We start from the raw sequence: 12,317 nt of genomic DNA on the forward strand, positions 1-12,317 counted from the left end.
GCTGTACCGACTAGCGGTCGGCGACACGAATCGTGACGTGACTGGTCCGCTTGATGATGCGGTCCGCACTGCCCCGAGCCCGCGGCTTCATCCGCTTCATGACCGGACCTTCGTCGACCATGATCGTGGCAACCGTCAGCTCGTCGATGTCCGCGCCTTCGTTGTGCTCCGCGTTTGCCACGGCCGACTCGAGCACCTTGCGCACGACATGCGCGGCCTTCTTGGTCGAAAACTGGAGCGTTTCCAATGCACGCTCCACCGGCATCCCGCGCACTTCATCGGCGACAAGCCGAGCTTTCTGCGGGGAGATGCGCGCGAAACGCAGTTTGGCTGTTGATTCCATCACGATCTTCCTGCGCTAGCCCTTGCGATCGCCAAGGTGACCCTTGAACGTCCGCGTCGGGGAGAATTCGCCCAGCTTGTGGCCGACCATGTTCTCGGACACGAAGACCGGCACGTGCTGGCGGCCGTTGTGCACCGCGATCGTCAGACCGATCATGTCCGGCGTGACCATCGAGCGGCGCGACCAGGTCTTGATCGGACGCTTGGTGCTCGCACCCTGCGCCTTCTCGACCTTCTTGGCCAGGTGCAGATCGATGAACGGACCTTTCTTGATAGAGCGTGGCATAGTGCTAAATACCTCTTGTCGCGACCTAGCGCTTCTTGCGCTTGGAGCTGCGGCGCACGATCATGCCGTCCGTCCGCTTGTTCGAACGGGTCTTGAAGCCCTTCGTCTTCCAACCCCACGGGCTCGTCGGATGACGACCGCCACTGGTGCGCCCTTCACCACCACCGTGCGGGTGATCGATCGGGTTCATGGCCACACCACGGACCGTCGGGCGCTTGCCGCGCCAGCGCTTGGCGCCGGCCTTGCCGAGCTGCGACAGGCTGTGCTCGTTGTTACCGACTTCGCCGACCGTCGCGCGGCAATTCACATGCACACGACGGGTCTCTCCCGACTTCAGGCGCAGTACGCAGTACTCACCGGCACGCGCTGCGACCTGAATCGCCGTTCCGGCGCTGCGGGCCAGCTGCGCGCCCTTGCCCGGACGCATTTCGACGCAGTGCACGGTCGTGCCGACCGGAATGCTGGCCAGGGGCAAGGCGTTGCCCGGACGGATCGGCGACTGCGGACCGGAGACGATCGGCGTGTCCACATCCACGCCACGCGGGGCGATGATGTAACGGCGCTCGCCGTCTGCATAAAGAACCAGCGCGATGTTCGCGCTCCGGTTCGGATCGTATTCGAGTCGCTCGACACGGCCCGGCACGCCGTCCTTGTTGCGCTTGAAGTCGATCAGGCGGTAATGCTTCTGATGACCACCGCCCCGATGACGGACCGTGATGCGGCCATTGGTATTGCGACCGCCCTGACGGGTCTTTTTGACCAACAGCGGCGCGTGCGGCTTACCGTCGTACAGCGCCTTGTTGGTGACGCTGATGACGAAGCGGCGGCCCGCAGATGTCGGTTTGGCTTTCTTCAATGCCATTGCGTGCTCCTAATCCGCTTAGCTCGAGGCGCCGTCGAGAAAATCGATCTCGTCGCCTTCGGCGAGCGTCACGTAGGCTTTTTTCCAACCTCCACGTACGCCCGGACGACCGCGAAAACGCTTCTGCTTCGGCTTGACGTTGCTCGTGGTGACACCCACGACGGAAACGTCGAAAAGCTTGGCGACGGCCGTTGCGATTTCTTTCTTGTTCGCGTCGCGCGCGACCTCGAAAACAACCTGATTGGCCTCATCGGCCTGTGTCGTGGTCTTCTCCGAGAGATGCGGCGCGCGGAGAACCTGAAGCATTCGTTCCTGGTTCATGCCAGCCATCCTTCGAGCGCGGCAAGCGCGTTTTCCGTCATGATCACCTTGTCGGCACCGACGAGCGTGACCGGATCCAGATCCGTCACGGCAACCACGTCGAAGCCGACGATGTTGTTGGCCGAATAACCCAGCCTGTCGTCGACCTCATCGACCACCAGCAGGCCCTTGGCCTCGCAACCGGCCTCGGAAAGCGCCTTGACCAATCCCTTCGTGCTACGACCGTCGAGCGAGAGCTCGCCGATCACCGAGAAGCGATCCTGGCGCACCAGCTCCGAAACGATCGCGCTCATGCCGGCGCGATACATCTTCCGATTGACCTTCTGAGCGTGATCACGCGGCACGGCCGCGAACGTCACGCCACCGCCGGACCAGATCGGGCTGCGGATGGTGCCGGCACGGGCACGACCCGTGCCCTTCTGCCGCCACGGCTTCTTGCCGCCGCCACTGACCGCCGCGCGGTTCTTCTGTGCTTTGGTGCCCGCGCGCGCGCCTGCCAGATAGGCCGTCACGATCTGGTGCACCAGCGTTTCATTGAACGGCCGCGCAAAGACCGCGTCGGATACCGACACTGCCTTGCCACCGTTTGCCAGATTCAATTCCATTGTCGAACCTACCTAGTCGCGGACTCTTCAGCCGGCCTTCTTGACGGCCGGCTGGATGATGACGTCACCGTTCTTGGCACCCGGCACACCGCCGCGCACCAGAATCAGGCCACGCTCGGCGTCGACGCGGACGACTTCCAGGTTCTGGACCGTCTTGCGGACATTGCCCAGCTGCCCCGCCATCTTCTTGCCCTTGAAGACGTGGCCGGGCGACTGGTTCTGACCGATCGAACCCGGCGCGCGATGCGCCTTCGAGTTACCGTGCGTCGTGCGCTGCGAACGGAAGTTGTGACGCTTGATCACACCGCCGTAGCCTTTACCGATCGACCGCCCGATGACGTCCACCTGCTGACCGGCCTCGAAAAGCGAAACCGTGAGCTCGCCGCCCACTTCGATTTCGACCTGCTCGGCGTCGCCTGCTTCTTCGCCTTCCGCTGCCTGGGAAGTCGGCGCCGCGACCTTGGGCCAGTCACCGTCAACGCGGAACTCCCAGAGACCGCGCCCGGCTTCGACCCCGGCCGCCTTGAAGTGGCCAGCCGCCGCCTTGGTCACACGACTGGGACGACGCGTCCCCGTGGTGACCTGCAACGCGCGATAGCCGTCGGCTTCAACGTCTTTTTTCTGAACGACTCGATTGGGTTCGACTTCCACGACCGTGACGGACACGGACGCGCCATTTTCGTCGAACACGCGCGTCATGCCGCGCTTGCGACCTACCAATCCAATAGCCATTTATAAGTACCTTCTCGCTTATCGCCACTCGCTAGAGGGGGCGACAGTTCAAGTATGGTGTGTCCAGTGCAAAGGGCCCGCGTGATGCGGGCCCCAGCGAACAAGGGCGCGAACTATAACAGATCGCGCCGTCGTTGTCTCGTTCTTACTGCAATTTAATTTGGACGTCGACGCCCGCAGCCAGATCGAGCTTCATCAGCGCATCCACCGTCTTTTCGGTGGGGTCCACGATATCCATCATCCGCTTGTGCGTACGGATCTCGTACTGGTCTCGCGCGTCCTTGTTGACGTGCGGCGAGATGAGGATCGTGTAGCGCTCCTTGCGAGTCGGCAGCGGGATCGGGCCGTGGACCTGCGCACCGGTGCGCTTGGCGGTCTCGACGATCTCGCGGGCCGACTTGTCGATCAGACGATGATCGAACGCCTTGAGACGAATACGAATGTTTTGACTTGCTGCCATGATTCAGACCGTAATCTTGGTCACGACGCCCGCACCCACGGTGCGGCCGCCTTCGCGAATGGCAAAGCGCAGGCCTTCTTCCATCGCGATCGGGTGGATGAGTTCGACGTTCATCGTCACGTTGTCGCCCGGCATCACCATCTCGGTGTCCGCCGGCAGTTCACATGCGCCCGTCACGTCGGTCGTGCGGAAGTAGAACTGCGGACGATAGCCCTTGAAGAACGGCGTGTGACGACCGCCCTCTTCCTTCTTCAGCACATACACTTCGCATTCGAACTGCGTGTGCGGCGTGATCGATCCCGGCTTGGCCAGCACCTGACCACGCTCGATGTCTTCGCGCTTGGTGCCGCGCAGCAGCGCGCCGATGTTGTCGCCTGCCTGACCCTGGTCCAGCAGCTTGCGGAACATCTCCACGCCGGTGACGGTGGTCTTGGTCGTCGGGTTGATGCCGACGATTTCGATGTCGTCGCCCACGTTGACGATGCCGCGCTCGACGCGACCGGTCGCCACGGTGCCACGACCCGAGATCGAGAAGACGTCTTCAACCGGCATCAGGAAGGCACCGTCCACGGCACGCTCCGGATCCGGAATGAAGGCGTCCATCGCACGAACCAGCTTGGCGATCGATTCCGAGCCGTGCTCGCCTTCGTCGCCTTCCAGCGCCTTCAGCGCGGAACCCACGATCACCGGCGTGTCGTCGCCCGGGAAGTCGTAGGCGTCCAGCAGTTCGCGCACTTCCATTTCGACGAGTTCGAGCAACTCTTCGTCGTCGACCATGTCGGCCTTGTTCAGGTACACGACGATGAACGGCACGCCAACCTGGCGCGCCAGCAGAATGTGCTCGCGCGTCTGCGGCATCGGGCCGTCAGCCGCCGATACCACCAGAATCGCGCCGTCCATCTGCGCGGCACCCGTGATCATGTTCTTCACGTAGTCCGCGTGACCCGGGCAGTCGACGTGCGCGTAGTGACGCGTCTCCGACTCGTACTCCACGTGCGAGGTCGAGATCGTGATACCACGCGCCTTCTCTTCCGGCGCCTTGTCGATCGCGTCAAAGGCCGACAGCTCCGAACCGAACAAACGGTTCGAAACCACCGTCAACGCCGCCGTCAGCGTCGTCTTGCCATGGTCCACGTGACCAATCGTGCCGACGTTTACGTGCGGCTTGCTACGCTCGAATTTTGCTTTGGACACGGCGACTACCTCTTATGCCTTTTCCGGTTGATTTCGGGTCAGCGCCTCGACGATGTTCTTCGGCGCTTCTGCGTAGTTATCGAATTGCATGGTGTAGGTTGCACGACCCTGACTCATGGAGCGCAGGTCGGTCGCGTAACCGAACATTTCGGAAAGCGGCACCGATGCCGACAAATGCTTGCCGGTCGGGATGTCTTCCATGCCGCGCAGGTTGCCGCGACGACGGTTCAGATCGCCCATGACATCGCCCATGTATTCCTCGGGCGTGACAACCTCGACGTCCATCATCGGCTCGAGAAGCACGGGCTTGGCTTTCCGGGCACCGTCCTTGAGCGCCATCGATGCGGCGACCTTGAACGCCGACTCGTTCGAGTCGACGTCATGGTAGGAGCCGTCGTACAGCGTGACCTTGACATCGACCATCGGATAACCGGCGACGACGCCATTGGTCATCGCTTCCTGAATGCCCTTGTCGACGGCGCCGATGTATTCCTTCGGCACCACGCCACCAACGATGGCGTTGACGAACTCGTAACCGGCGCCTGCCTCTTCCTGCGGCTCGATCCGCAGGAAAACATGACCGTACTGGCCGCGACCGCCCGACTGGCGAACGAACTTGCCTTCCTGTTCGACCTGCGTGCGAATGGTTTCACGGTAGGCCACCTGCGGCGCACCGACGTTGGCCTCGACACCGAACTCACGCTTCATGCGATCGACGATGATCTCGAGGTGGAGCTCGCCCATGCCCGAAATAATGGTCTGGGCGGTTTCCTCGTCAGTCCGCACACGGAAGGAGGGGTCTTCCTGCGCGAGCTTCGACAGCGCGACACCCATCTTTTCCTGGTCGGACTTGGACTTCGGCTCGACGGCCACCGCGATGACCGGCTCCGGAAACTCCATCCGCTCCAGAATGACCTGGGAATCCGGGGCACACAGCGTATAACCCGTGGTCACGTTCTTGAGGCCGACCACGGCAGCGATATCGCCGGCGCGGACTTCCTTGATCTCTTCACGCGTGTTCGAGTGCATCTGAAGGATACGCCCGACGCGTTCTTTCTTGTTCTCGATCGGGTTGTAGACCGAGTCGCCGGACTGCAGCACACCCGAGTAGACCCGGATGAATGACAGCGAACCCACGAACGGATCGGTCGCGATCTTGAACACGAGCGCTGCAAACGGCTGTTCGTCCGAAGCATGACGCTCGATCTGGATTTCTTCGTCGTTGGCGTCCTGGCCTTTGATCGGCGGCACTTCCGTCGGCGACGGCAGGTAGTCGATCACGGCGTCGAGCATCGCCTGGACGCCCTTGTTCTTGAACGCGGTGCCACAGAGGCAGAGTGTGATCTCGTTGTTGATCACCCGCTTGCGCAGACCGGCCTTGATCTGGTCATCGGTCAGCTCGCCGGCGTCGAGATACATCTCCATGATCTCTTCGTCGGCTTCGGCAGCGGCCTCGATCATCTCGTCGCGATACTTCTGGGCATCGGCCTTGAGATGGTCCGGGATCTCGCGTGCCTCGAAGGTTCGACCCGCGTCTTCCTGGTTCCAGTAGATCGCCTGCATGCGGATCAGATCCACGATGCCTTCGAACTCGTCCTCGGCGCCGATCGGCAGCTGGATAGTGACCGGATAGGTCGCCAGACGCTGCTTCATCATGTCGATGCAGCGCCAGTAATCCGCGCCGAGCTTGTCCATCTTATTGACGAACGTGATGCGCGGCACGTGGTACTTGTCAGCCTGACGCCAGACCGTCTCGGTCTGCGGCTCGACACCCGCGTTGGCGTCCAGCACGCACACGGCGCCGTCAAGCACGCGCAGGCTGCGCTCCACTTCGATGGTGAAGTCAACGTGACCGGGGGTATCGATGATGTTGATCCGATACTGCTCCGGGTACTGCTGCTCCATGCCCTGCCAGAAACAGGTCGTCGCAGCAGACGTGATGGTGATGCCGCGCTCTTGTTCCTGGGACATCCAGTCCATCACGGCAGCGCCGTCGTGCACTTCGCCCATCTTGTGCGAAATGCCGGTGTAGTAGAGCACGCGCTCGGTGGTCGTGGTCTTGCCGGCATCGATGTGCGCCATGATGCCGATATTGCGATAGCGCTCGAGAGGGTGCTTGCGGGCCATGAGGATCTCTTGAATCTTGTCGAAATGGAGCACGCGGGAAGCACCCGCGTGGCTAGCCAATTACCAGCGGAAGTGCGAGAAGGCCTTGTTCGCATCCGCCATGCGGTGCGTGTCCTCACGCTTCTTGACCGCGGCACCACGATGCTCCGAGGCATCGATCAGCTCGCCCGCCAGACGACGGGCCATCGTGTTCTCACCGCGCTTACGGGATGCATCGATCACCCAACGCATGGCGAGCGTGGTACGGCGCACGGCGCGCACTTCGACCGGCACCTGATAGGTGGCACCACCCACGCGACGGGACTTGACCTCGACCGCGGGACGAACGTTGTCGAGCGCCTCTTCCAGCACCTCGATCGGCTCGTCGGTGCCCTTTTTGGTGGAGATCTGGGACAGCGCGCCGTAGACGATCATCTCGGCCTTCGATTTCTTGCCATCCTCCATGATCATGTTCATGAACTTGGCAAGCAGTTCGCTGTTGTAGCGCGGATCCGGAAGGATCTCGCGACGCGGGGCGGAAGCACGACGGGACATAGCCTGATATACCTATTCGATGAAGACGAGGACGAAAGCCTTAGGACTTCGGCTTCTTGGCGCCGTACTTCGAACGGCCCTGACGACGCGCCTCGACACCCGAGGCGTCAAGCGCACCGCGCACCGTGTGATAACGCACACCCGGCAAGTCCTTGACTCGCCCACCGCGAATCAGCACGACGGAGTGTTCCTGGAGATTGTGACCTTCGCCGCCGATGTAGCTGGCGACTTCATAGCCGTTGGTCAGACGAACACGCGCGACCTTACGCAGCGCGGAGTTCGGCTTCTTCGGCGTTGTGGTGTAGACACGCGTGCAGACGCCACGACGCTGCGGGCAGCCCTGGAGCGCCGGCACATCGTTTTTCTGCCGCTTGTCCTTGCGGCCCTTGCGGACCAGTTGGTTGACCGTAGACACGTCGTCACCCTGCTTCGTTTCTAAAAACTAAGGCAGCCCGGAGAACCCGGGCTGCCGATAAAGGACGGCGGATACTAAAACAGAGCAGCCCGCATGTCAACGAAGCGAGCCGCTCTGCCACGACGATTCCGCGCTAGATCGTCGTGTCGTCGGCGTTGTGATCGCCAGCATCGGCCCGATCGAGGGCATCTTCGGCATCGGCGGCGATCTCCGCCTCGGCCTCAACCCCCTGCTCGCCGGCCTCGCCCTGCGTGGCCGGCAAGGCGCCGGCCAGATCCAGCGGGCCGAGACGCTCTCGACGCCGCTGCTCGTGGTAGGCCAGACCGGTACCGGCCGGGATCAGCCGCCCGACGATGACGTTCTCCTTGAGACCGCGCAGATCGTCGCGCGCACCGCGGACCGCAGCCTCGGTCAGGACACGCGTGGTCTCCTGGAACGAGGCGGCCGAGATGAACGACTCCGTCGACAGGCTTGCCTTGGTGATGCCGAGCAACAGACGCTCGAAGGTCGCAGGCTGCTCGCCCTTGGCCTCGACCCGACGATTCTCGTCGAGCACGGTCTGGTACTCGAGCTGCTCACCCTGCAGGAACTTGGTGTCCCCGGCGTCCAGAATCTCGACCCGACGCAGCATCTGGCGAACGATCACCTCGATGTGCTTGTCGTTGATCCGCACACCCTGCAGCCGATAGACGTCCTGAATCTCCTTGACCAGGTAGTCCGACAGCTTCGGGATCCCCTGCAGACGCAGGATATCGTGGGGCATCGGCTCACCGTCCGAGATCATCTCGCCGGTCTCGACGTGCTCGCCTTCGAACACGTTGATCTGACGCCACTTGGGAATCAGCAGCTCGGTCTCGTAACCGTCGCCGTCGACGATCTTGAGACGCTGCTTGCCCTTGGTCGCCTCACCGAAGCGCACCGTACCCGCGGCCTCGGCGAGAATCGCCGGGACCTTGGGCTTGCGGGCCTCGAACAGATCGGCAACACGCGGCAGACCACCGGTGATGTCGCGGGTCTTGGACGATTCCTGCGGAATACGGGCGGTCACGTCACCGACAACCACGTCCTGGCCGTCCTCGACGACCACGATCGCCTTGGGCGGCAGGCTGTAGGCGGCCGGGATCTCGGTGCCCGGGAAGTTCAGCTCGTTGCCGGACTCGTCGAGCAGCTTGATCACCGGACGCAGGTCACGGTTGCCTTGGCCACGCGATTTCGGCTCGGTCACGACCAGCGTCGATACGCCGGTGATCTCGTCGATCTCGCGCTGGACTGTCACGCCCTCGATGAAGTCCTCGAACTTGACCTTGCCGGCCACTTCCGAGATCACCGGATGGGTGTGCGGATCCCAGTCGGCCAGACGCGTGCCGGCAGCGACTTCATCGCCTTCGCCGACGTGCAACCGGGCGCCGTAGGGGATCTTGTAACGTTCCTTCTCGCGGAAGTTCTCGTCGATCACCCCGATCTCGCCGGAACGCGAGACCGCGACCAGATGCCCGCCCTCGGCGTGCTTCACGGTCTTGATGTTGTGCAGCTTGACCGTGCCGTCGGTCTTGGTTTCGACGCCATCCGCCGAAGCCGCACGCGAGGCCGCACCACCGACGTGGAAGGTGCGCATGGTCAGCTGCGTACCGGGCTCGCCGATGGACTGGGCAGCGATAACACCGACCGACTCCCCGATCGCGACCTGTTCACCACGGGCCAGATCACGGCCGTAGCACTGCGCACAGACGCCGAAGGCGGCCTCGCAGGTGATCGGGCTGCGGACATGGACCATGTCGATCGAGTTGGTCTCGAGCTTGTCGACCAGCCGCTCGGTGAGCAGTGTACCGGCATCGATCAGCGTCTCGTTCGTGGCCGGATCGACGACGTCGGCGGCCAGCACCCGACCGAGCACCCGCTCGCGCAGCGGTTCGACCACGTCGCCGCCTTCCACGATCGGATACATCGGGATGCCGACTTCCGTGCCGCAGTCGTGATCGGTGATGACCACGTCCTGCGACACATCGACCAGACGCCGAGTCAGGTAACCGGAGTTGGCGGTCTTGAGCGCGGTATCGGCCAGCCCCTTACGCGCACCGTGGGTGGAAATGAAGTACTGGAGTACGTTCAGACCTTCACGGAAGTTCGCGGTGATGGGCGTCTCGATGATCGAGCCGTCCGGCTTGGCCATCAGGCCACGCATGCCGGCCAGCTGACGAATCTGGGCCGCACTACCACGGGCCCCGGAGTCCGCCATCATGAAGATGGAATTGAACGACGTCTGATCGACCGGATTGCCGTCGCCGTCGACGACTTCGTCCAGACCGAGCTTGTCCATCATCGCCCCGGCAATGTGCTCGTTGGCACGCGACCAGATATCGATGACCTTGTTGTAACGCTCACCCTGGGTCACGAGACCGGAGGTGTACTGCTCCTCGATCTCCTTGACCTCGGCTTCGGCGCGCTCGAGCTGCTCGGTCTTTTCTTCCGGGATGACCATGTCGCCCACGGCGATCGACACACCGGCCTTGGTGGACATCCGGAAACCGGTGTACATCAGCTGGTCGGCGAAGACCACAGTCTCCTTCAGCCCGACGTTGCGATACGCCTGGTTGATGACCTCGCTGACGTTCTTCTTGCCGAGCTCCTGGTTGATCAGCGCGAACGGCATGCCGGGCGGCAGGATGTCATAGAGCATCGCACGGCCGACGGTCGTATCGACGATATGCGTGACCGGCGTCGTGTTGCCATCGCCGTCCATGTGGACATCGTCCATGCGCACCTTGATCAGCGCCTGGAGATGCACCTGGCCGGCGTCATAGGCGCGATGCACCTCCGACGGGTTCGAGAAGATCATGCCTTCGCCCTGCTGGTTCACGCGCGAGCGCGTCATCCAGTACAGGCCGAGCACGACGTCCTGCGTCGGCACGATGATCGGCGCCCCCGAGGCCGGCGACAACACGTTGTTGGTCGACATCATCAGCACGCGGGCTTCCATCTGTGCCTCGATGGAAAGCGGCACGTGGACGGCCATCTGGTCGCCGTCGAAGTCGGCGTTGAACGCCGTGCAGACCAGCGGATGCAGCTGGATGGCCTTGCCCTCGATGAGCACCGGCTCGAAAGCCTGGATGCCCAGGCGATGAAGCGTCGGCGCCCGGTTGAGCATGACCGGGTGCTCGCGGATCACATCCTCGAGCATGTCCCAGACTTCCGGCTCCTCGCGCTCGACCATCTTCTTGGCCGCCTTGATCGTGGAGGCATACTCCAGACGCTGCAGACGGGAATAGATGAACGGCTTGAACAGTTCCAGCGCCATCTTCTTCGGCAGGCCGCACTGGTGCAGCTTGAGCGTCGGGCCGACCACGATGACCGATCGGCCGGAGTAGTCGACGCGCTTGCCGAGCAGGTTCTGGCGGAACCGGCCCTGCTTGCCCTTGATCATGTCGGCCAGGGACTTCAGCGGGCGACGATTGGAACCCGTGATCGCCCGGCCACGACGGCCGTTGTCGATCAACGCGTCCACCGACTCCTGCAGCATGCGCTTTTCGTTGCGCACAATGATGTCCGGGGCGTTCAGGTCCAGCAGGCGGCTCAAACGATTGTTGCGGTTGATCACGCGCCGATACAGATCGTTGAGATCCGACGTCGCGAAACGACCACCGTCCAACGGCACCAGCGGACGCAGATCCGGTGGCAGCACCGGCAGCACGCGCAGCACCATCCACTCGGCCTTGTTACCCGACTGCTGGAAATACTCCAGCAGCTTCAGGCGCTTGCCGAGCCGCTTGATCTTCGTCGCCGAGCCGGTGGCGTTGAGTTCCTCACGCATGCGCGCCGCTTCGGCGCCCATATCCATGTTCTTGAGGATGTCCAGAACCGCTTCGGCGCCCATCTTGGCGGTGAACTCGTCACCATACTGCTCGACCGTGTCCAGATACTCTTCTTCCGAGAGCAGCTGATACGGCTCGAGCGGCGTCATGCCGGGATCGGTCACCACATAGGCTTCGAAATACAGCACGCGCTCGATCGCACGCAGCGGCATGTCGAGCAGCAGGCCGATACGGGACGGCAGGCTCTTCAGGAACCAGATATGGGCGACCGGCGCAGCCAGCTCGATGTGGCCCATGCGCTCGCGACGCACCTTGGTCTGGGTGACCTCGACGCCGCACTTTTCGCAGATGACGCCGCGATGCTTCATCCGCTTGTATTTGCCGCACAGGCACTCGTAGTCCTTGACCGGACCAAAGATGCGCGCGCAGAACAAGCCGTCACGCTCGGGCTTGAACGTGCGGTAGTTGATGGTTTCAGGCTTCTTGACTTCGCCATACGACCACGAACGGATCGTCTCCGGCGAGGCCAGGCCGATCCGAATGGCGTCGAACTCTTCGACGTCGTCAGCGCTTTTGAACAGATTCAGCAGATCTTTCATGTCCTACTCCGGATCGTGAGATGTCGATTGC

Annotated in this window: 12 protein-coding genes; all 12 read right to left on the bottom strand. The window is 62.6% G+C overall.

The annotated features are described in order from the left end of the window. Positions 1-10: 10 nt before the first annotated feature. Positions 11-343 (bottom strand): 50S ribosomal protein L22, encoded by a 333-nt coding sequence (gene rplV / locus D3260_RS05465; protein ID WP_120097575.1) that lies wholly within the window; start codon positions 341-343, stop codon positions 11-13. Positions 344-358: 15 nt separating this feature from the next. Beyond that, positions 359-628, bottom strand: coding sequence for a 30S ribosomal protein S19 (gene rpsS / locus D3260_RS05470; protein WP_120097576.1), 270 nt, complete (start codon positions 626-628; stop codon positions 359-361). Between the two features lie 25 nt (positions 629-653). Beyond that, positions 654-1,490: a 50S ribosomal protein L2 gene (gene rplB / locus D3260_RS05475; protein ID WP_120097577.1), complete on the bottom strand. Its 837-nt coding sequence runs from the start codon at positions 1,488-1,490 to the stop codon at positions 654-656. A gap of 18 nt (positions 1,491-1,508) precedes the next feature. After that, positions 1,509-1,811, bottom strand: coding sequence for a 50S ribosomal protein L23 (rplW, locus tag D3260_RS05480; RefSeq protein ID WP_120097716.1), 303 nt, complete (start codon positions 1,809-1,811; stop codon positions 1,509-1,511). Next, entirely contained in the window at positions 1,808-2,416 is a 609-nt protein-coding gene (gene rplD / locus D3260_RS05485) for a 50S ribosomal protein L4 (RefSeq protein ID WP_120097578.1), read from the bottom strand. The genes rplW and rplD overlap by 4 nt, the downstream gene beginning before the upstream one ends. A gap of 27 nt (positions 2,417-2,443) precedes the next feature. Continuing rightward, positions 2,444-3,148, bottom strand: a complete 705-nt coding sequence (gene rplC, locus D3260_RS05490) for a 50S ribosomal protein L3 (RefSeq protein ID WP_120097579.1) — start codon at positions 3,146-3,148, stop codon at positions 2,444-2,446. Positions 3,149-3,293: 145 nt separating this feature from the next. Continuing rightward, the gene (gene rpsJ / locus D3260_RS05495) at positions 3,294-3,608 is read right to left on the bottom strand and encodes a 30S ribosomal protein S10 (RefSeq protein ID WP_120097580.1); all 315 of its coding nucleotides are present in this window, start codon (positions 3,606-3,608) and stop codon (positions 3,294-3,296) included. 3 nt (positions 3,609-3,611) lie between these two features. Then, a complete protein-coding gene (gene tuf, locus D3260_RS05500; RefSeq protein WP_120097581.1) occupies positions 3,612-4,802 on the bottom strand; it encodes an elongation factor Tu in 1,191 nt (396 codons plus the stop codon). A gap of 12 nt (positions 4,803-4,814) precedes the next feature. Beyond that, complete coding sequence (gene fusA / locus D3260_RS05505) at positions 4,815-6,929, bottom strand: elongation factor G (protein WP_120097582.1); 2,115 nt, start codon at positions 6,927-6,929, stop codon at positions 4,815-4,817. 60 nt (positions 6,930-6,989) lie between these two features. Then, the gene (gene rpsG, locus D3260_RS05510) at positions 6,990-7,463 is read right to left on the bottom strand and encodes a 30S ribosomal protein S7 (RefSeq protein WP_120097583.1); all 474 of its coding nucleotides are present in this window, start codon (positions 7,461-7,463) and stop codon (positions 6,990-6,992) included. Positions 7,464-7,503: 40 nt separating this feature from the next. Next, entirely contained in the window at positions 7,504-7,878 is a 375-nt protein-coding gene (rpsL, locus tag D3260_RS05515) for a 30S ribosomal protein S12 (RefSeq protein ID WP_120097584.1), read from the bottom strand. A 133-nt stretch (positions 7,879-8,011) separates the two neighbouring features. Then, positions 8,012-12,286, bottom strand: a complete 4,275-nt coding sequence (rpoC, locus tag D3260_RS05520; RefSeq protein WP_120097585.1) for a DNA-directed RNA polymerase subunit beta' — start codon at positions 12,284-12,286, stop codon at positions 8,012-8,014. Positions 12,287-12,317: the final 31 nt, after the last annotated feature.

This window comes from Salinisphaera sp. Q1T1-3 (genome assembly GCF_003602005.1).
Taxonomy (GTDB): Bacteria; Pseudomonadota; Gammaproteobacteria; order Nevskiales; family Salinisphaeraceae; genus Salinisphaera.